The sequence below is a fragment of the Pseudomonas sp. 5Vm1k genome, from assembly GCF_056161485.1.
Genome location: NZ_JBSPCZ010000028.1, coordinates 1 through 19,729, shown reverse-complemented (window position 1 = coordinate 19,729; position 19,729 = coordinate 1). Strand labels below are relative to the sequence as shown.

The window sequence follows — 19,729 nt, the reverse complement described above, 5'->3', positions numbered from 1 at the left end:
CAAGGCAGTCCTCCACCCTCCTTCCCGGCTTGTGCCTGTATTACCCCGCCAACCGCCACGTTCCCGCCGGTTTACGCGCGTTTATCGACCTGGTTCGCGAGGTTTACGGAAGAAAAACCGCCGAATGACGTTTTTTGCGCGTTATCTGCCGCTTTCTCTCTTGCCCTGAACGCTTGCGTCTACGATTCTTCAAGAACAACGACAACACCAGAGAAGCCGCCATGAAAACCGTCGCCCAACTGCTTAAGTTAAAGGCCCAGCAAAATCACGAAGTCCATACCATTGCCCCCCATCAAATGGTGCTGGAAGCGCTGATGGTCATGGCTGCGAAAAACGTCGGTGCGCTGCCGGTCCTGAAGAATGGCGAAGTCGTGGGCATCATCAGCGAGCGTGACTATGCGCGCAAACTCGTGCTCAAGGGGCGTTCCTCGGTCGGTACACCAGTCCAGGACATCATGGTGTCGCCGGTGATCACCGTGGACACCCATCAAACCGTCGAAACCTGCATGAGCATCATGTCCGAAAAACGCCTGCGCCATTTGCCAGTGGTGGAAAACGGCCAGTTGATCGGTTTGCTGTCGATCGGCGACCTGGTCAAGGAAGCGATTGCCGAGCAGGCGGAATTGATTCGGCAGCTGGAGCAGTACATTCGCGGGGAATAATAACTTCAGAGGACTGTAGATCCCCTGTGGGAGCGGGCTTGCTCGCGAAGGCGGTGTGTCAGACAACATCTTTGTCGACTGACACACCGCCTTCGCGAGCAAGCCCGCTCCCACATTTGGTTTGTGGTGTGCTCAGGTTGGCCAATGCCGGGCAAAGACCGGCGCCAGCGTCGGATGTCGGTCGATGCGCATCAACCAGGCATAAAACCCCGGCCGTGCATGGCGCAGATGCTCGCGGCTGCCGGCCCAGCGCGACACCACCGCCGCCAGCACATCCAGCGCCCCCGGCGTCTCATCGCCCAGGTACAACTCAGCGGAAAATTGATCGGCAAACACTTCCCAACTCCAATGCAGTCGCGCGCGGGCGCCGGCCATGAGATTTTCCCTGGACGACTCGTCCGCCTCGGCCAGCCAGCGCTCGGGGTAGTCGATAATGCCGATGGCCGAGTAGCAGTTGCTGACGATGTACACCAGGCCGCGAATGGCCTGATCACGTTCTACCGGGTTGTCTGGCAGCAGGCCCGACGAGGGAAAGGTCAGCCCCAAATGAATCAGGATCGCCGCGCTCTCGGTGAGGATGCTGCCGTCGGGCAGTTCCAGTGCCGGGATCTGCTTGAGCGGGTTGAGTTTTTCCAGCGCGTGAGCCGCCTCTGCAGTGGCGGCAACGTCGATGAAGCGATAAGGAATCGCACAGAGTTCAAGGGCCGCTTCTATCGCTGCTGCGCCGGAATTCGGGTGTCCGTAAAGTTGATACATGTCGCGCCCTCCCGGCGAACAAACAGTCTGTCGGTAGACGGCTGGCCACGGGAGCATGTTCCCTGCCATTGGCCGAATGATGCAGGTAAGATGCGCCATCCCGGGGTGCACTGCTGACGCCCCGCTGCACACTTCAAGGAAAGAACATGCGCCAACCGGATGGCAAACCTGCCTCAATGCCTCGCGTCTATTGGTTTGTACTGGCCTGCCTGGCCCTGAGCGGTTGCTCGCCGAGCGACCGGTCGTCATCGGCCAGTCTAGCCGGAGAACAAGGGCGCGGCGGCGCAATGCTCGCCTATGAGCATGATGTGCAGTTGTTGCTGCCACAAGCGCAAATCGTGCCGCGCTTGCAGGCCACCCGCGAAGCCTGTGAAACCGCGCGCTTCGGCGCCTGTAACGTGTTGCGCATCGAGCAAGGCGCTGGCCGCGCCGAAATCACCTTGCGCATCGCTCCCGCCGGCGTTGAACCGTTGGTCGCCATGGCCGCCGAGGGCGGTGAAATGGGCCAGCGCGTCACCTCAGCCGAAGATTTGGCCGATGCGGTGGACGACACCCGTCGCCGTCAGGAACGGCTCAAGGCCCAGCAGAAGCGCCTGGATGAACTCGCAAGCCGCCGGGACATCAGCGTCACCGACCTGATTGCCCTGAGTAAAGAACAGGCCGGCATCGAGAACGACCTGCAAGCCCTGGCCCAGGTCGCCGCCGGGCAACAGCGCCGACTCGACACCAACCGGGTCACCCTGTCGTTCCAGCCAACCGGCGCCAGCAGTCGCTCGTCGCACCTGAGTCGGGCGTTCAGCAACTTGCTGGACAATCTGGCCGATGGCGCCGTCGATGCACTGGAGAAAGGCAGTTACGCGCTGCCGTTCCTGATCCTGGCCTTCCCGCTGTTGATGTTGTGGGTTTGGTTGTGGCGCAAGTTTGTGCGTCGTCGCGTGTGAGCCGGGAGTCGAAAATGTCCGAATTATCAACTCCAACCTGTTCGGTGGCCGGTCTCGGCGTCCGCAAACTGACCCTGGAAGATGCCCCGCTTCTGTACACATTTTTCGAGGCTAACCCAGACTACTTTATGCTCGTGGAAGGTGGACCGGCCACCCTCGAACAGGCGGAAGAGGAATTGCTCGGCGAGCTGCCGCCAGGCTGGAACTACAGCGAAAACTGGATGCTGGGCTATCAACCCGCCGATGCGCCGTTGGTGGCAGTGCTGCAATTCGTAACGGACTTGGTGGCGCCGAAGTTGTGGCACATCGGCAGGTTACTCGTGGCCACAGATCGGCACGACTCCGGCATCGCGCAGGCGCTCTATCACGACTTTGAAACCTGGGCCCGCTCACAGGGCGCCGACTGGTTGCGCCTGGGTGTAACGCATAACAACCCCCAAGCCGGGCGCTTCTGGCGTGAACAGGGATTCACGCACGTTCGAACGAACGAAGGCGCACAGGTGGGCTGGCTGATCCATACCGCGGACATCCTGTTCAAACCGTTGAATGGCGGCACGCTTGAACAGTATTTGGCGTTGATCGAACAGAATCACCCCAAACAAAGCGATTTCTAACGCGCCACGTTCCTTGTGTAGCAACTGTCGAGCACCGCGAGGCAGCTGCTACGGTGAGGCGGGCACTGGGGCGTTGGGCACCTGTGTAGAAAATTTCTTACCTGTGTATCGGCTTTGGCACGCCTTTTCCATGCACCTGCAGCTTGCGAAACTCTAACCTCGCAAAACAGCGCTTACGGTGCCCACCCCGCACCAAGAGCAAACATCGGACGCTATCCGCGTTCTTGTAAGGTGCGATGCCGAATCAAAAGTTTGGGCATCCTGGCTGGCAATAAGGAAATCACAGCGTGAATCTTCAAATATCCCCAAGGCCTGCTCTGGCCAATCGTTGCCCAGTAACTGTGTACCGCCCTGTCAGCACCTTTCGCGATTACTTTATTACCTGAATAGCGTTACAGCGCTCCTTGTTGGTGACTGCACTCACCGACAGGGCAGTGCTATTTATTTTTTAAATATTACATACGCGGAAAGTTAACCGACGACAATCAGACATTGTCCGACAATAACTTCCCGAGTCATTTACATACCTCTGTTGTGCGCGACGGCTAGTTTTAATAAACGCACCAAAAGTGGTCCTGGGCGTTCAACTAACTTTGTTCGCCGCCGCCGATTTCATTTACACAAAAACAAGGAACACCCCCTGTGACCCGCTAAAACACTGACACGCACCAAATCAAACCGTCACGCACCATTGGGTGCATCGACGCACAGGCCTGCAACCGCTCTGTTCCGCTGATTGACGGACTAGAGCGAGCGGCATCACTCGCCCCTGAAAAAGCACTGCTTTTAGAGGTGAACGGCCAGGCTTTGTCAGTAATAAGCTTGTCACTTCGCAAAACTTATATAAATGCGACATGGGTAACACTGTTGAAATACTCGTCCAACCAGACAGCAATATTTGGCACAGCGGTTGCTATGTAACGTTCACGAGACAGCTGAGATACACAAGCAGTCTTACCCAATAAGAGACCAACCAGGGATAGGCTAATGAACACACGAAGTCGATGGCACTGAGCCAGTAACCTGCACAAACCACTTTCATAGATAGTTCAACTATCGGTTTGCGCACACCCTTGAAAAAGTTGAAATAAAACACTCGAACATTGCACCCATGTTCGGACGGCACCTTATTGCCCTTCATCTAGCCGAGGGAGCTTTAATGAACGATGCGGTAAAGCACAACACTCTGCCGGGGCCGTTACGGGATGATCCGATCCTGCCGGTGTCGAGCGGTCATCCTTATAAAGGCAACACGTCGAAACCCGGTGGGTTGAACAAGCAACAGGTGCTGTTGCTGGTGGCGATGTCAGCGTTGATACACGGTGGCGCCTGGTGGTTTTTCCAGCAGGCCAAGGCCGAACCGCTGCCGACTCCGCCAGAAATTCCGGAAATGACCGTCGAGCTGACCAGCCCAACGCCACCTGCGCCTCCCACCCTGGAACCACCGCCGCCCCCGCCTCCGCCGCCAGAACCCGAGCAGCCAGTGGAGGATGAGGACGCGGTCAAGCCACCACCCAAACCGGTGGAGAAACCCAAACCGATCGAAAAACCCAAACCGCTGGAAAAACCCAAACCGGTGAAGAAGGTCGAGACGCCGAAAGCCCCGCCCGCCCCTGCGCAACCGGCAGCGCCCACCGCGCCATCGACGCCAAGTGCGCCACCGGCGCCGGCCGCAGCGCCTGGCCCGGTGAAAGAGTCGGCGGCCGTTTCCGGGCTGGCCAGCCTCGGCAACCCGCCGCCGGAATACCCGTCCCTGGCCTTGCGTCGCAGTTGGGAAGGCACTGTGGTGCTGCGGATTCAGGTGCTGGCCAACGGTCGCGCCGGGGCAGTGACGGTGACCAAATCCAGCGGCAAGCCGCAATTGGACGATGCGGCGGTCGCGGCGGTGAAAGCCTGGAAATTTATTCCGGCCAAACGCGGCGACACCCCGATCGACGGCTTCGCCACCCAAACCATCGACTTCAAATTGCCCCAGTAACAGCGCAACGAACCGAACTCCTAACCGATTAATGCAAGCGAGGTGTAGCCATGAACGATTCACTCTCTTCGATGATTGTCCCGGGCGTGCTCTGGGGCCTGGTGCTGTTTTCCGTGGTCAGTTGGGCGATTTTGCTGGTCAAGTCCGCGCAGTATCTGCGGCAGAAATCCCAGAACAAACAGTTCAGCAAAGCCTTCTGGGGGGCGCCGGATCTGCTCACCGCCGTTGAGCACGCCAGCCAATACCCGGGCTCTTTGGCACGGATCGCCAGCAGCGGTTTCGAAGCCTTGCTGGTGGATGAATCACCGCGCACCACACAGCAACTTGCCCACACCATCAACCGTTCGGATCGCCTGGAACGCAACCTGCGCCAGCAGATCCAGAAGGAGCGTCGCTCCCTGGAAAACGGTCAGGCGATTCTCGCCAGTATCGGCAGCACCGCGCCATTCATTGGCCTGTTCGGCACCGTGTGGGGAATCATGGAGGCCCTGCAAAGCATTGGCGCCAGCGGCTCCGCCAGCCTGGAAACCGTGGCCGGCCCCATCGGCCACGCCTTGATCGCCACCGGTGTCGGCATCGCGGTCGCGGTGCCGGCGGTGCTGATTTACAACTTCTTCCTGCGCCGTTTGAAACTCGCCTCCGCCGACATGGATGACTTTGCCCACGACTTTGACGCCCTCGCCTCGCGCAGCGCGTTTTCCATCACCCGCCAGGCCATCGCCAAAACCACTGCCGCCGTACGGGAGGCCAGCTGATGTCCTTTTCCACTCAAGACAGCGATGAAGTGCTCAGCGAAATGAACGTGACGCCGCTGGTCGACGTGATGCTCGTGCTGCTGGTGGTGTTCATCGTTACCGCGCCGCTGATGACCAACGCGATCAAGGTCAACTTGCCGAAAACCGACGCCGTGGCTCCCGCCGAGAAGAAAGACCCGGTGGTGGTCAGCGTCGATCAGGACGGCAAGTTCTATCTGGCCAAGACCGAACTGGCGCCCGAATCCCTGGAGGCCAGCCTCAAGGAGGTCAAGGCCAAGGACAGCGAGGTGCGCGTGCAACTGCAAGCCGACTCCGCCGTGAATTACGGCCAGGTGGCCAAAGCCATGGCCTCGATCGAGCGCTCGGGCATTACCAAAATATCGGTGATGACCACCCGCTGAGTTCGGTGCCGAGCGTGCAGTAAGGGAGTCGCCCGGCACCGTTCGTTGTATCCCGTCGCAATCAGCCGACCGAAAAACGCACCGCGTCTTCGGAGGGGATCGGCTTGCTTGAAGAAAGTGGTTTTCCGCGCGCGGTACCACCGATGCCGGAGCAATGAGGGCTCACAAGGCCATTTCGATAAACGTCTAATAAAGTCGGAAGTAACCATGCTGATGAACACTCCACGTTTCACGCTCAAGCCGTTGGTGGCGACGATTCAACGTCACCGTTTTGTTCCGTTGTACCTGGTGGCCATGGGGATGGGCGCCGGGTCTTTGCAAGCCGCTGAAACGCTGGCCGAGGACGGCAGCGCCGCTCCGGCCGCCAGCGCGGCAGTCGTGGCACCGGCCACGACGCAGTTGCAACGGGTGGAAGTGACGGGCTCGGCGATTCGCCGGGTCGATGCGGAAACGGCGGTGCCGATTACCGTGCTGCGCGCCGATGACTTGCGCAAACAGGGCGTGAGCACCACCGCCGAGTTGCTGCAACGGGTCACGGGCAGCCAGTCGGTGATCAACAGCTCCAGCTCAGTCGGTTCGGGCAGTGGCGGCGCGTCCTATGCCGACATGCGTGGCATCGGCGCGAACAAGACACTGATCCTGCTCAACGGCCGACGCCTGGCGAACAACGCCCTGTCCGGCACCAACACATCCAATGGCGCCGGGGTCGATCTGAACCTGATCCCCTTCGCGGCCATTGACCGGGTGGAGGTCCTGCGTGACGGCGCCTCGGCCCTTTACGGTACGGACGCCATTGGCGGCGTGATCAACTTCATCACCAAAAAAGCCATGACCGACGGCCAGTTGACGCTGGGCGGCGAAACCCCGACCCACAGCGGCGGCGGTAACAGCAAGGACATGAGCGCCAGTTGGGGTTTTGGCGACATTGAGCAGGACCGCTTCAATGTGCTCGGGGTGTTCAACTACAACAAGCAGGAAAACCTGCAAGCCAAGGACCGCAGCTTCGCCACCTCTTACCGACCTGAACGTGGCCTCGATCAAACCTCCGGCACCGCATTCCCCGGCAACTACAGCCAGGGCGACAACGCCTCCAACCCGCTGGCCAGCAGCAACTGCAACGGCCCAAATCTGGTGTCGCGCCAAGGGGTGTGCCGCTTCGCGACGTCCTCCTACATCGACTTGATTCCGCAAACCGAGAAGACCTCATTCTTCGGTAAGGCCACCGGCAAACTGGCGGACGATCACAACGTCAACCTTGAATACTTCTGGGCCCGTAACAACAACGCCACCGCCGTCGCCCCGGCGCCGTTGACCGGCCAGTCCCTCGATTCATCGTCGCCCTACTACCCGGGCAATGGCATCACCCCCGGGCCGACCGATTTCACCCTCGACCCAACGCAACCGGTCGGCGTGAACTGGCGCGAAACGGCGGCAGGCGCACGGGAATCCAAGGACCAGAACACCGCCCAGCGCTTTATCCTGAGCTTCGATGGGCTGGTGGGCGGCTGGGATTACAACGCGGGCGCCTCGTACAACCAGAACAAAGTAATTTCCAGCGTCACCAGCGGCTATGTCAGCGACTCGGCGATGACCGCCGGCCTGGCCAGCGGCCTGCTCAACCCGTTCGGCCCGCAAAGCAGCGCCGGGCAGGAATACATCGATCAAGCGGCTTATCACGGCCCTTACACTTCGGCGGTCGGTCGGGTGATCGGCTTCGACGGACGGGTCAGCCGCGAAATCGGTGACTGGTTCGGCGCGGGGCCTTCCGGCCTGGCGCTCGGCGGTGAATATCGCAAAGAGAAATTTCACCAGGACTACGAATCGTTTGTCGACGATATTTCCAGCCTCGGTGCCGACTCGGCCGCCAGCGTTTCAGGTGATCGCAGCGTGAAAGCGGCGTATGCCGAAATCAATGTGCCGGTGCTCGACAGCCTCGAACTGTCCGCTGCGGTGCGTCATGACAAATACAGCGACTTTGGCAGCACCACCAACCCGAAGTACTCGTTCCGTTATCAGCCACTCAAAGAACTGGTGGTACGTGGCGCCTACAGCGAAGGGTTCCGTGCGCCGTCGCTGTATGAGCTTTATGCGCCACAAAGCCTGACCTTCACCCAGGCCAACTACAACGACCCGGTCCTGTGCACCGGCGGTGTGTTGCAAGCGGGCGGCAATGCCGGTCGCGACTGTGGTCAGCAGTTCCTCGCCAAGGGCGGCGGCAACCAGGAGCTGGCCCCGGAGAAAGCTCGCAACGTGACGCTGGGCTTTGTCTATCAACCCGTGCGCGATTTGTCGGTGGGTCTGGATTTCTGGTGGATTCACATCTCCAACCAGATCCAGCCGTTCCCTGAGTCCACCGTGTTCGATCAATCCGGCGCCTACGCCGACCGTTTCGTGCGCAACGCCGACGGTTCGCTGAACTACATCGTGACCGGCAACGCCAACCTGGGCATCGTCAAAACCAGCGGTGTCGACGTGTCCCTGGACTACCGCTTCCCGAACACGCCTTACGGCCAGTTCGGCCTCGGGTTGCAAGGCACCTATGTTGATCGCTATGACTTCCAGAGCACCATCAAAGGCCCGTACACCGACAAGGTCGGCGACTTTGAAGGCGACGGCGTGATCGCACGCTGGAAGCATGCCTTGAGCGGCACCTGGACCCTGGGCGCGGCGCGGGCGTCGTTGGTCAACCGCTTCACCACCGGCTACAACGATTACGACCGCACCACCTACGACCGCGTCGCTTCGTATTCGCTGTGGGACCTGTCGGCCGGCTACACCTTCGACAAAGTGCTGGACCTCGATGCCGGGGTGAAGAACGTGTTCGACCGCGATCCGCCGTTCACCAACCAGGCCTACACCTTCCAGAGCGGTTATGACCCGCGCTACGCCGACCCGATGGGCCGCACGCTGTTTGCGCGCATGACCTACCACTTCTGAGTCACGGTCGGGGGGAAGCGCAATGCTCCGGCCTTCCCCGCAATACCGATCTGCCGAGGTGTGCAACCTGTGGGAGCGGGCTTGCTCGCGAAGAGGGAGTGTCAGTCGACATTGATGTTGCCTGACACTGCGCATTCGCGAGCAAGCCCGCTCCCACAGGGTTCGCGCTCGACTGACCGGCATTGTGATTTCACCGACCTCATTGCGAATTCGCACCCCTCGGTGGCCCGCCTGCCGCCGTGGGCTTTTCGGATTTAGAGGAAAGACTTCATGACATTCAAGCGCAACGTGGCGGGTCTGCTGCTCGGTGCTGCCCTGCTCTGCAACGCTGCGTCCGCGCTGGCCGGCGGCAGCTACGCGATGACGGTGTACGGCGAGGCGCCGAAGTACCCGGCCAATTTCCAGCATTTCGACTTCGTCGATCCCAAGGCGCCCAAGGGCGGATCGCTCAGCCGCGCGTCCATGGAGATCGGCCAGTACAACTACATCACGCCGTATGCCGACCAAGGCATCTCGGTGGTGCAGGTCAACGATTGGGTCTATGCACCCCTGGCCTTCCGCTCACTGGACGAGCCTTACACAGTCTATGGCCTGATCGCCCAGCAAATGGAACGCGACCCTGAAGGCCTGTGGGTGCGTTTCACCCTCAACCCCAAGGCGCGTTTCGCCGACGACACGCCGATCACCGCCGAAGACGTGCGCTACACCTTCGAGCTGCTGATGACCAAGGGCAGCCTGAGTTATCGCCAGCAATACGCTGACGTCCAGGACGTGGAGGTCGAAGCGCCGAACCAGGTGCGTTTCAACTTCAAGAACAACCTTAACCGCACCTTGGCGCTGGACCTGGCGACGATGCGCGTGGTGCCTGAACACTGGTGGAAAACCCGCGACTTCGCCAACGGCGGCGGTTTCGAGCCACCGCTGGGCAGCGGCCCCTACATCGTCAGCAAGGTCGATGCCGGGCGCAGCATCAGTTTTGCCCGCGATCCGAACTGGTGGGGCAAGGACTTGCCGGTCAGCCGTGGCCTCTACAACTTCGACAGCCTGACCGTGAATTTCTACGGCGACACCGACGTCGCACGTCAGCTATTGCAGGCTGGCGCGTTCGATTACAACCGCGAGTTTTCCTCGTCGGGTTATGTGGTCGGCTACGACAGCCCGGCGCTGCGTGACGGCCGCTTGCAGCAGTCGATCCTCGCCCCGGCCAAACCCACCGCAGCCCAAGGCTTTGTGTTCAACCTGCAAAACCCGATCTTCCAGGACCGTCGCGTGCGCCAGGCCTTGACCCTGCTGTGGGATTTCGAGTGGACCAACAAGCAGATGATGCGCGGCTTCTACGTACGCCAGAACAGCTACTGGCCGAAGAGTGAAATGGCTGCCACCGAACTGCCGGATGCACGTGAGTTGGAGATCCTCGAACCCCTGCGCGGGCAGGTCCCGGACGAAGTCTTCACCCAGGTGTACCAGGCGCCGAAAACCGATGGCAGCGGCTACATCCGCGACAAGCAATTGCAGGCCCTTCAGTTATTGGCCGAGGCCGGCTGGACCCCGAAAAACAATCACCTGGTGAACGCCGCCGGTGAGCCGCTGGCGTTCACGTTCCTCGACGGCCAGGGCGGTTTCGACCGCATGCTGCTGCCGTTCAAGCGAACCCTGGCGCAAATCGGCATCACCCTCAATCTGCGTCGGATCGATTCGGCGCAGTACGTCAACCGTCTCAACGCCCGGGACTACGACATGATCGTCACCAGTTTTCCACGCAGCGGCGACCCCATCGTCTCCCCCGGTCGCGAGCTTTACAGCCTCTATGCCTCGCAAAGCGCCACACAGGTCGGCAGCTCCAATTCGATGGTGCTGGCCAATCCGGCGGTGGATCGCCTGATCGATGGCCTGGTCCAGTCCAACTCCCGCGACGACATGGTGCATTACGCCCGCGCCCTCGATCGGGTGCTGCAATGGGGTTACTACATGATTCCCAACTACTACTCCAAAGGCACGCCGACGGTGTATCAGAACCGCTTCGGCATGCCGGCGACCCAACCGGCCTACGACGAAGGCCTGAACACCTGGTGGGAAGTCGCCGCCAAGCCGCTGGACAACCAGCAGATGAGCGCCTTGCGCAAACTCGCGGGGGTGCAGTGACATGTGGCGTTATATGAGTCGTCGCTTGCTGCTGATCATCCCGACATTGCTGTGCATTCTGGTGGTCAACTTCTTGATCGTGCAGGCCGCCCCGGGCGGTCCGGTGGAACAGGCCATCGCGCGCCTGCAAGGTTTTGGCGGCAACGTCATGGGTGGCAGCGGTGGCGAGGTGTCCGCCGTCGGCGGTGCCGGGCGCAGCAGTCGTGGCCTCGACCCGGCGCTGATCGAGGAGATCAAGCATCACTACGGTTTCGACAAACCGATGCATGAACGGCTGTGGCTGATGCTCAAGAACTATGCACAACTGGACCTGGGCAACAGCTTCTTTCGCGGTGCCAAAGTCACCGACCTGATCCTGCAAAAACTGCCGACGTCGATCTCCCTCGGGCTCTGGGCAACCTTGATCACGTACCTGATCTCGATTCCATTGGGCGTGCGTAAAGCGATCAGCAACGGCAGCGCGTTCGACGTCTGGACCAGCACCGCGATCATTGTCGGTTACGCGATGCCGGCGTTCCTGTTTGCGATCCTGCTGATCGTGGTGTTCGCCGGCGGCAGCTACGTCAACTGGTTCCCGGTGCAAGGGTTGGTGTCGGACAACTTCGACAGCCTCAGCCCCCTGGGCAAGGTCGGCGACTACCTCTGGCACCTGGTATTGCCGGTGACGGCGCTGGTGATCGGCGGTTTCGCGACACTGACGATCCTCACCAAAAACAGCTTCCTCAACGAGATCAGCCGTCAGTACGTGATTACCGCTCGGGCCAAGGGCTTGACCGAGCGTCGCGTGCTGTACGGCCACGTGTTTCGCAACGCAATGCTGTTGGTGGTGGCCGGAATTCCCCAGGCATTGATCGAGGTGTTTTTCGCCGGTTCGTTATTGATCGAAACCATCTTCAACCTTGATGGCCTCGGACGCATGAGCTACGAAGCCGCCGTGTCCCGCGACTATCCCGTGGTGTTCGGCGCGCTGTTTCTGTTCACCCTGTTCGGCCTGTTGATCAAGTTGATTGGTGACCTCTGCTACACCCTGCTCGACCCGCGCATTGATTTCTCGGCGAGGACTGCCTGATGTTCACACTGTCGCCATTGGGCAAACGGCGCATCGCGCACTTCAAGGCCAACCGTCGCGGACGCTGGTCATTATGGATCTTCATCGGCCTGTGCCTGTTGTGCCTGGGCGGCGAACTGATCGCCAACGACAAGCCGCTGATCGTGCATTACCACGGCGCCTGGTACTTCCCGATCATCGAGGACTACGACGAAATCACCTTCGGCGGCGAACTGCCGTTCCAGCCGGATTATGCCAGCGCCTACGTGCACAACCTGATCGAAGGCCAGGGTGGCTGGATGCTGTTTCCACCGATCCCGTTCAGCTACGACACGGTCAACTATGACCTGACAGAACCGGCCCCCAGTCCGCCGTCAGCCAGCAATTGGCTGGGCACCGATGACCAGGCCCGGGATGTGTTGGCGCGGGTGATTTTCGGCACGCGAATCTCGATCCTGTTCGCCTTGGTCCTGACCGCGATCAGCGCGGTGGTGGGCATCGTCGCCGGAGCCTTGCAGGGGTATTACGGCGGCTGGGTGGATCTGATCGGTCAGCGCCTGTTGGAGATCTGGTCAGGGCTGCCGGTGTTGTACCTGCTGATCATTTTGTCGGGCTTCGTCTCGCCGAGTTTCTGGTGGCTATTGGGGATTATGGCGCTGTTCTCGTGGCTGGCGCTGGTGGACGTGGTGCGCGCCGAGTTCCTGCGCGGCCGCAGCCTGGAGTATGTGAAAGCCGCGCGAGCCCTGGGCCTGACCGACAGCGAGCTGATGTGTCGGCATATCCTGCCGAACGCGATGACTTCGACCCTGACCTACCTGCCGTTCATTTTGACCGGCGCCATCGCCACCCTCACCGCCCTGGATTTTCTCGGCTTCGGCATGCCCGCCGGCACGGCGTCGCTGGGCGAGTTGATCGGCCAGGCCAAGCGCAACCTGCAAGCACCCTGGCTGGGGCTGACGGCGTTCTTTGCCCTGGCGCTGATTCTTTCGTTGCTGGTGTTTATTGGCGAGGCCTGCCGCGATGCGTTTGATCCACGATCTTGACCCGGAGCTGACATGAACGACAACCTGATTGAAATTCGTAACCTGCGCGTCGCCTTCGGTGGCCAGGAAGTGGTGCATGGGCTGGACCTGGATATCCGTCGCGGCGAGTGCCTGGCACTGGTGGGTGAGTCGGGCTCGGGCAAGTCGGTAACGGCGCACTCGATCCTGCGGCTGCTGCCGGGTAAATCCGTCTCGACCTCGGGCAGTATTTGTTACAACGGCGTGGATTTGGTGCACGCCAGCGAAGCCCGATTGCGCGGTTTGCGCGGCAACCGGATCGCGATGATTTTCCAGGAGCCGATGACCTCGCTGAACCCGCTGCACACCGTGGAGAAACAAATCAGCGAAGTGCTGGAAATCCACAAAGGTTTGAAGGGTCGCGCCGCCAAAGCACGGACTTTGGAGCTGCTGGAACTGGTGGGTATTCGTGAGCCGCACAAACGGCTCAAGGCGTATCCGCATCAGTTGTCCGGTGGCCAACGGCAACGGGTGATGATCGCCATGGCCCTGGCCAACGAACCGCAACTGTTGATCGCCGATGAACCCACCACCGCACTGGACGTGACGGTGCAGCAGAAGATTTTGGAGCTGCTGATCGAGTTACAGCAACGCCTGGGCATGTCGTTGTTGCTGATCAGCCATGACTTGAATCTGGTCCGGCGGATTGCCCAGCGGGTGTGCGTGATGCGCGAAGGCGAAATCGTCGAGCAGGCGGATTGCGAGACGTTGTTTCAGGCCCCGCAGCATCCCTACAGCCGCTTGCTGATCGAAGCCGAGCCGACCGGGGCGCCAGTGCCCAGCGAGTACAGCCATAACCTGCTGGAAGTGGACAACCTCAAGGTCTGGTTCGCGTTACCCAAAGCGCTGTTCAGTCGCACGCAGGACTACATCAAAGCCGTGGACGGGGTCAGTTTGAGCCTGCATCGCGGCAAGACGTTGGGCATTGTGGGGGAGTCCGGTTCGGGCAAATCGACCCTCGGCCAGGCAATTTTGCGGCTCGTGGAATCCGAGGGCGGCATCCGCTTTGGCAACAAGGAATTGAGCATTCTCAATCAGCGCTTGATGCGGCCATTGCGACGGCAAATGCAGGTGGTGTTTCAGGACCCATTTGGCAGCCTGAGCCCGAGGATGTCAGTGGAACAGATCATCGCCGAAGGGTTGCTGACCCACGGCATCGGCACGCCGGCGGAGCGTGAGGCAGCAGTAATACGAGTACTGAAAGAAGTCGGCCTCGATCCGCAAAGCCGTCATCGCTATCCCCATGAATTCTCTGGCGGCCAGCGCCAACGCATCTCCATCGCCCGGGCGCTGGTGCTGGAACCGGCGCTGATCCTGCTGGATGAACCGACCTCGGCGCTTGATCGCACCGTGCAAAAGCAGGTGGTGGCATTGCTCAGGGAATTGCAGATACTCCATGGGTTGACGTATTTGTTTATCAGCCATGACCTAGCGGTGGTGCACGCGCTGGCCCATGACTTGATTGTGATCAAGGATGGCAAGGTGGTGGAGCAAGGGTCATCGCGGGAGATTTTTTCGGCGCCGCAGCACCCATATACCCAGGAGTTGCTCGCCGCCTCGGGCCTCAAGCGGCCAGACTCAACGAGACCGGCGGCAATGTCCATCACCTGACCCCTGTGGGAGCGGGCTCGCTCGCGAAAGCGGTGTGTCAGCCAGCATCCATGTTAAATGGGCCGCCGCCTTCGCGAGCAAGCCCGCTCCCACAGGGGACCACACCACTCAGCCGAGCAGTGTAATCAACTCCTGCGTTGTGACAATCGAATGCGCGAACGTCGGCCCGTTGATCTCATGGGCGGCGTGCATGGCTTCGGCGCTGAACGCAGCAGTGGCATCACGTACCAGGGTGACGTGATAGCCCAGTTCAGCGGCGAACTTGCCGGTGGTTTCGATGCAGGTGTTGGCGAGCATTCCCACGATGATCACTTTGTCGATACCGTGCTGTTTGAGCAGGAAATCCAGATCGGTGTTGGCAAAACCACTGCTGGCCCAGTGTTCTTTGGCGATGACATCACCGGCCTCAGGCTGGAAGTCCGGATGCCATTCTCCACCCCATTCTCCGGCGGCAAACACTTGGGCGTGACTGGCGCGCAGTTGAGAGGGGCCGGGGTATTTCCAGCTCGCCATGTCGTTGGGTTCGGCGCGGTGATGCGGTACGTAGAAAACCTGAATGCCGGCCTTGCGCACAGCCGCCACTACGGCTTTCAGGTTGGCCAGGGTGCCGATGCTGTCGGCCACCGGTTTGGCTCGACCGTGGAGTTTTCCGCCTTCGCTGAGGAAGTCGTTGTAAGGATCCACCAGCAACAAACCGGTGTGGGCGGGAACGTAAGAACCGGCATTCATGATCGACTCCTCAGGGACAAAGGCATGCGCCAGCTATCCAGTGTAGAAGCCTCCACTGACCCCATCGAACCCAGCCGACGACCGCATCATCAACCCCGCGAGAGGTGCATCGCTGCAACCATCATTGCCGTCGATGGTCACCATCACGTCAATGAAGTTCTCATAAAAAATCCCCGGCGTAACATCCGCTCCATACCCAACTAACAACACCCGGAGCACACGATCATGAAACGCCAAATCCTTCTCAGCATCGCTTTCTCGGTCTTCGCAGTTAACGCTTTTGCCGCGCCTTCTCGCACAATGATCGCTGAAGGCGGCTCGGATCGTCTGATTGAAAGCCGTGTGGCTGAGAGTGGTTCGGATCGTCTGCAACAGAACCGCGTCGCCGAAGGTGGCTCCGACCGCCTGATCCAGAACCGCGTTGCCGAAGGTGGTTCCGATCGTCTGATCCAGAACCGCGTTGCTGAAGGTGGCTCCGACCGTCTGATCCAGAACCGCGTCGCCGAAGGTGGCTCCGACCGTCTGATCCAGAACCGCGTCGCCGAAGGTGGCTCCGATCGTCTGATCCAGAACCGCGTCGCCGAAGGTGGCTCCGATCGTCTGATCCAGAACCGCGTTGCCGAAGGTGGTTCCGACCGTCTGATCCAGAACCGCGTTGCTGAAGGTGGTTCCGACCGTCTGATCCAGAACCGCGTTGCCTGAATGAAGGGTTTACAGCGGTACTCAACGAAAAACCCGGCCTCATCAGCCGGGTTTTTTTATGCCTGCGATTCGGCGTTATCCATGGGGTGTCTGGTCAATCGCCAAGATCGCAGCCTTCGGCAGCTACGGGTGTACGCAATGCCCGTGTAGGAGCTGCCGAAGGCTGCGATCTTTTGATCTTCAACGCCCCTTCGCCATGCACCGCTGATACCGCTCATCAACGCGTTTGGCAAACCACGCCGTGGTGAGTTTGCGGGTGATCTTCGGGCTTTCCAGCACAATCCCCGGCAACATCGCCCGAGGTAATTGCCGCCCTTCAGCCTTCTCCGCCATGGCGAAGACCTTCTGATAGAGCCTCGTCTCCTCGAATTCCAGGCTTTTACCCGTTTCCAATTGATCGTGAATCGTCGGATTACGCATGCCCAGTTGCTTGCCGAGGGTGCGTACCGCCAGCTCCGTGGTGCCGGGCATGATCGAGTCGTAGCGGATCAAATCACCGTCCAGCGCCAGCGGGATGCCCGACGCACGGCTGACGGCGTTCTGAAACGCCGCATTACGACTGGCGTACCACCCGGCATTGAAATCGGCAAAGCGATACAGCGGCTGGGTGTAGCTCACCGGGTAACCGAGCAAATGGGCAATGCCGAAGTACAGTCCGCCACGACGACTGAACACCTCATGGCGAATCGTGCCCTTAATCGGGTACGGATAATTGCGTGTTTCCTGCTCGGCGAACTCGATGCTGACCTGCATTGGCCCGGCGGTATGCACCGGATTGAATCCACCAAACAGCGTCCGGCCCATGGGCACCATGCCGATGAAGTCATCGAAAATCGCGCTCAGTTCTTTTTCGCTGCGGGCGGCGTTGAGCCGGTCGCTGTAACTTTTGCCGTTGGGCGAACTGACCTGCAACGCACCGCTCACCAACAGGCTAGGGATATGCGCCTTGGCGGCGCGGCGGTCAATCTCGTCCCGGGCGATCTTGCCCAGGCCCGGCACGGTTGGATCGACCTGAAAAGTCGATTCCTGCTCGGTGACGGCCAGTACCGCACAGAGGTTTTGCGTGGTCGGGGAAATGTCCTGGGCGGCAAACGCCGCATAGATATCCGTCGCCCAACCCTCACGGTCGACGGTTTTCGCCGGCAATAGGCGCACGATCTGCGCCTTGACCTCGGCAGGCTTGCGGGCCGGTGCTTCCTGCGCCTGCCGGGTACCGCAACCGGCCAGGATCAGCAGGGCCGCGAGGCTCATGATCAATCGGTGGGCGTGCATGTTGCTCCAAGAAGTCCGTTTAGCCGGGTTAACCATACGACCAATGGCCGGGTGCAGGCTATGACTGTGGTCATGGGCGGCTGTTCCACCCATTGTTCTTAACAACACAGAACCTTGTGGGAGCGAGCTTGCTCGCGATGGCTTCAGCACATCCAGCATCTATATGACTGTACCGACGCCATCGCGAGCATGCTCGCTCCCACTGGGGTTTGTATTCACAACGCTCGATTGTCTGGTCTGAACCATACTTGTCCGACACAACTCTCGGAGAGTGCCCCCATGAACCGAAGTGACGTGCTGATCATCGGCGCCGGCCCGACTGGCCTGGTGCTGGCGTTGTGGCTGAGCAAGCTCGGCATCCAGGTGCGCATCATCGACAAGACTTCAGGTCCCGGCACCACCTCCCGGGCCTTGGCGGTGCAAGCCCGAACCCTTGAGTTGTACCGTCAACTCGACCTCGCCGACGACATCGTGCAAAACGGCCATCGGGTGGCAGCGGCGAATTTCTGGGTCAAGGGCGAAGCCGTGGCACGTTTGCCTTTGACCCGGATCGGCGAGGGGCTAACGCCCTACGCGTTCCTGGAAATCTTCCCCCAGGACGAGCACGAACAACTGCTGATCGAACGCCTTGAAACCTTCGGCATCCGCGTGGAACGCCATACCGAGCTGGAAAGTTTCACGGAAACCGGCGACGGCATCACTGCACAACTGCGTCTGCCCGATGGTCAGGAGGAAACCTGCCAGGCCTGTTATATCGCCGGTTGCGACGGCGCCCGGTCGATCGTGCGCAAAACCCTCGACAGCGGATTTCCCGGCGGCACCTACCAGCAGATTTTCTACGTGGCCGACGTGCAGGCCAGCGGCCCGGCGTTCAACGGCGAACTGCACGTGGACCTCGACGAAGCGGACTTCCTTGCGGTGTTTCCACTGGCCAGCGAAGGCCACGCGCGGTTGATCGGTACGGTGCGCGATGAGCGCGCCGAGCATGCCGAAACCTTGCAATTCGAAGACGTCAGCAGCCGGGCCATAGAGCATTTGAAGGTCAAGATCGAACAGGTGAACTGGTTCTCGACCTACCGCGTGCATCACCGGGTCGCGGAGTTCTTTCGCCGCGATCGCGCGTTTCTGCTCGGCGACGCGGCCCATGTCCACAGCCCCGCCGGCGGCCAGGGCATGAACACCGGGATCGGCGACGCAATCAACCTGGCCTGGAAACTGGCCGCGGTCCTGAGCGGCGGCGCCACCGCCAAACTGCTCGACAGCTACGAAACCGAACGCATCGCCTTCGCCCGGCGTCTGGTGTCTACCACCGACCGGGTGTTCAGCTTCGTCACCGCCGAGGGCAAAGTCGCCGACCTGCTGCGCACGCGGCTGGCACCGTTCCTGATCCCAAAACTGACGTCATTCGGGGCGAGCCGGGAATTTCTGTTCCGCACGGTGTCGCAGATCACCGTCAACTATCGCGGCATGCCGTTAAGCGAAGGCGTTACCGGCCACGTCCACGGTGGCGACCGCTTGCCCTGGGCTCACGATGGCGAAGGTGACAATTACGAATCACTGAAAATCCCGACGTGGCAGGTGCATGTGTACGGCGACACCAGCGACGAAATGATCGCCTGGTGCATCGAGCATCATTTACCGCTGCACGTGTTCGACTGGCGGCCGGCGTTTGACGCGGCGGGGTTGGCGCGTAACGGGTTTTACCTGTTAAGGCCGGATACCTATGTGGCGATTGCCGATAACAGCGCCGATCCGAAGGTGATCGAGCGGTATTTCCGGGATCACGGCATACGGCCGTTTTTTGGCTGAGCCCGAGAACACTGAAGATCCAGTGTAGGAGCGAGCTTGCTCGCGATGACGACGGCACATCCAACATCAAGGTGACTGACCCACCGCTTTCGCGAGCAAGCCCGCTCCCACAGAGGGGCGGTGGTGTACACAGAAATCATGTCCGACACCCAACAACTGTGGGAGCGAGCCTGCTCGCGAATTCGGTGGGTCAGTCGCCATTTGTATTGGCTGACACACCGCTTTCGCGAGCAAGCTCGCTTCCACAGGGGGGCGGTGGTGTACACAGAAATCATGTCCGACACCCAACACTGTGGGAGCGGGCTTGCTCG

16 protein-coding genes are annotated in these 19,729 nt (G+C 60.4%); 13 read left to right on the top strand and 3 right to left on the bottom strand.

Features of this window, described 5'->3' with window-relative positions:
- Positions 1-221: 221 nt before the first annotated feature.
- Positions 222-662 (top strand): CBS domain-containing protein, encoded by a 441-nt coding sequence (locus ACWIKB_RS31375; RefSeq protein ID WP_475271327.1) that lies wholly within the window; start codon positions 222-224, stop codon positions 660-662.
- A gap of 132 nt (positions 663-794) precedes the next feature.
- On the opposite strand, the gene ACWIKB_RS31370 is transcribed toward ACWIKB_RS31375, so the two are convergent.
- Positions 795-1,418, bottom strand: coding sequence for a glutathione S-transferase N-terminal domain-containing protein (locus tag ACWIKB_RS31370; RefSeq protein ID WP_475271326.1), 624 nt, complete (start codon positions 1,416-1,418; stop codon positions 795-797).
- Between the two features lie 146 nt (positions 1,419-1,564).
- Between ACWIKB_RS31370 and ACWIKB_RS31365 the strand changes: the two genes are divergently transcribed.
- From ACWIKB_RS31365 to ACWIKB_RS31320, 10 genes are all read left to right on the top strand, one after another.
- Positions 1,565-2,359 (top strand): DUF4349 domain-containing protein, encoded by a 795-nt coding sequence (locus ACWIKB_RS31365; protein WP_475271325.1) that lies wholly within the window; start codon positions 1,565-1,567, stop codon positions 2,357-2,359.
- Between the two features lie 14 nt (positions 2,360-2,373).
- Positions 2,374-2,973 (top strand): GNAT family N-acetyltransferase, encoded by a 600-nt coding sequence (locus ACWIKB_RS31360; RefSeq protein WP_475271324.1) that lies wholly within the window; start codon positions 2,374-2,376, stop codon positions 2,971-2,973.
- Between the two features lie 1,159 nt (positions 2,974-4,132).
- Positions 4,133-4,951 carry an energy transducer TonB gene (locus ACWIKB_RS31355; RefSeq protein WP_475271323.1) on the top strand — a complete coding sequence of 273 codons (819 nt, stop codon included), beginning with the start codon at positions 4,133-4,135 and terminating at the stop codon, positions 4,949-4,951.
- A 50-nt stretch (positions 4,952-5,001) separates the two neighbouring features.
- Entirely contained in the window at positions 5,002-5,706 is a 705-nt protein-coding gene (locus ACWIKB_RS31350; RefSeq protein WP_475271322.1) for a MotA/TolQ/ExbB proton channel family protein, read from the top strand.
- Positions 5,706-6,107 (top strand): ExbD/TolR family protein, encoded by a 402-nt coding sequence (locus tag ACWIKB_RS31345; protein ID WP_054050660.1) that lies wholly within the window; start codon positions 5,706-5,708, stop codon positions 6,105-6,107. The genes ACWIKB_RS31350 and ACWIKB_RS31345 overlap by 1 nt, the downstream gene beginning before the upstream one ends.
- Positions 6,108-6,314: 207 nt before the next feature.
- Positions 6,315-9,044, top strand: a complete 2,730-nt coding sequence (locus ACWIKB_RS31340) for a TonB-dependent receptor (protein WP_475271321.1) — start codon at positions 6,315-6,317, stop codon at positions 9,042-9,044.
- Between the two features lie 270 nt (positions 9,045-9,314).
- Positions 9,315-11,186, top strand: coding sequence for an extracellular solute-binding protein (locus tag ACWIKB_RS31335; protein WP_475271320.1), 1,872 nt, complete (start codon positions 9,315-9,317; stop codon positions 11,184-11,186).
- Between the two features lies 1 nt (position 11,187).
- Positions 11,188-12,255, top strand: a complete 1,068-nt coding sequence (locus ACWIKB_RS31330) for a microcin C ABC transporter permease YejB (protein ID WP_475271319.1) — start codon at positions 11,188-11,190, stop codon at positions 12,253-12,255.
- Complete coding sequence (locus ACWIKB_RS31325; RefSeq protein WP_054050652.1) at positions 12,255-13,277, top strand: ABC transporter permease; 1,023 nt, start codon at positions 12,255-12,257, stop codon at positions 13,275-13,277. Before ACWIKB_RS31330 ends, ACWIKB_RS31325 begins: the two co-directional genes overlap by 1 nt.
- A 12-nt stretch (positions 13,278-13,289) precedes the next feature.
- Entirely contained in the window at positions 13,290-14,906 is a 1,617-nt protein-coding gene (locus tag ACWIKB_RS31320) for an ABC transporter ATP-binding protein (protein WP_475271318.1), read from the top strand.
- A gap of 108 nt (positions 14,907-15,014) precedes the next feature.
- Here ACWIKB_RS31320 and ACWIKB_RS31315 read toward each other — a convergent pair whose 3' ends face one another.
- Positions 15,015-15,635, bottom strand: a complete 621-nt coding sequence (locus ACWIKB_RS31315; protein WP_475271317.1) for a cysteine hydrolase family protein — start codon at positions 15,633-15,635, stop codon at positions 15,015-15,017.
- A gap of 225 nt (positions 15,636-15,860) precedes the next feature.
- Between ACWIKB_RS31315 and ACWIKB_RS31310 the strand changes: the two genes are divergently transcribed.
- The gene (locus tag ACWIKB_RS31310) at positions 15,861-16,337 is read left to right on the top strand and encodes a phage infection protein (RefSeq protein WP_475271316.1); all 477 of its coding nucleotides are present in this window, start codon (positions 15,861-15,863) and stop codon (positions 16,335-16,337) included.
- Positions 16,338-16,517: 180 nt separating this feature from the next.
- Here ACWIKB_RS31310 and ACWIKB_RS31305 read toward each other — a convergent pair whose 3' ends face one another.
- Positions 16,518-17,609 carry a DUF1615 domain-containing protein gene (locus tag ACWIKB_RS31305; protein ID WP_475271315.1) on the bottom strand — a complete coding sequence of 364 codons (1,092 nt, stop codon included), beginning with the start codon at positions 17,607-17,609 and terminating at the stop codon, positions 16,518-16,520.
- A gap of 279 nt (positions 17,610-17,888) precedes the next feature.
- On the opposite strand from ACWIKB_RS31305, the gene ACWIKB_RS31300 reads away from it, so the two are divergent.
- On the top strand, positions 17,889-19,418 hold the full coding sequence (locus ACWIKB_RS31300; protein WP_475271314.1) for an FAD-dependent oxidoreductase: 1,530 nt from the start codon (positions 17,889-17,891) through the stop codon (positions 19,416-19,418).
- The last annotated feature ends 311 nt before the right edge of the window (positions 19,419-19,729 follow it).

What these genes read in the sequence shown, in the direction of transcription:
- ACWIKB_RS31375 (WP_475271327.1), top strand. Translation starts at nt 222, where the DNA reads ATGAAAACCGTCGCCCAACTGCTTAAGTTAAAGGCCCAGCAAAATCAC.
- ACWIKB_RS31370 (WP_475271326.1), bottom strand. Translation starts at nt 1,418, where the DNA reads ATGTATCAACTTTACGGACACCCGAATTCCGGCGCAGCAGCGATAGAA.
- ACWIKB_RS31365 (WP_475271325.1), top strand. Translation starts at nt 1,565, where the DNA reads ATGCGCCAACCGGATGGCAAACCTGCCTCAATGCCTCGCGTCTATTGG.
- ACWIKB_RS31360 (WP_475271324.1), top strand. Translation starts at nt 2,374, where the DNA reads ATGTCCGAATTATCAACTCCAACCTGTTCGGTGGCCGGTCTCGGCGTC.
- ACWIKB_RS31355 (WP_475271323.1), top strand. Translation starts at nt 4,133, where the DNA reads ATGAACGATGCGGTAAAGCACAACACTCTGCCGGGGCCGTTACGGGAT.
- ACWIKB_RS31350 (WP_475271322.1), top strand. Translation starts at nt 5,002, where the DNA reads ATGAACGATTCACTCTCTTCGATGATTGTCCCGGGCGTGCTCTGGGGC.
- ACWIKB_RS31345 (WP_054050660.1), top strand. Translation starts at nt 5,706, where the DNA reads ATGTCCTTTTCCACTCAAGACAGCGATGAAGTGCTCAGCGAAATGAAC.
- ACWIKB_RS31340 (WP_475271321.1), top strand. Translation starts at nt 6,315, where the DNA reads ATGCTGATGAACACTCCACGTTTCACGCTCAAGCCGTTGGTGGCGACG.
- ACWIKB_RS31335 (WP_475271320.1), top strand. Translation starts at nt 9,315, where the DNA reads ATGACATTCAAGCGCAACGTGGCGGGTCTGCTGCTCGGTGCTGCCCTG.
- ACWIKB_RS31330 (WP_475271319.1), top strand. Translation starts at nt 11,188, where the DNA reads ATGTGGCGTTATATGAGTCGTCGCTTGCTGCTGATCATCCCGACATTG.
- ACWIKB_RS31325 (WP_054050652.1), top strand. Translation starts at nt 12,255, where the DNA reads ATGTTCACACTGTCGCCATTGGGCAAACGGCGCATCGCGCACTTCAAG.
- ACWIKB_RS31320 (WP_475271318.1), top strand. Translation starts at nt 13,290, where the DNA reads ATGAACGACAACCTGATTGAAATTCGTAACCTGCGCGTCGCCTTCGGT.
- ACWIKB_RS31315 (WP_475271317.1), bottom strand. Translation starts at nt 15,635, where the DNA reads ATGAATGCCGGTTCTTACGTTCCCGCCCACACCGGTTTGTTGCTGGTG.
- ACWIKB_RS31310 (WP_475271316.1), top strand. Translation starts at nt 15,861, where the DNA reads ATGAAACGCCAAATCCTTCTCAGCATCGCTTTCTCGGTCTTCGCAGTT.
- ACWIKB_RS31305 (WP_475271315.1), bottom strand. Translation starts at nt 17,609, where the DNA reads ATGCACGCCCACCGATTGATCATGAGCCTCGCGGCCCTGCTGATCCTG.
- ACWIKB_RS31300 (WP_475271314.1), top strand. Translation starts at nt 17,889, where the DNA reads ATGAACCGAAGTGACGTGCTGATCATCGGCGCCGGCCCGACTGGCCTG.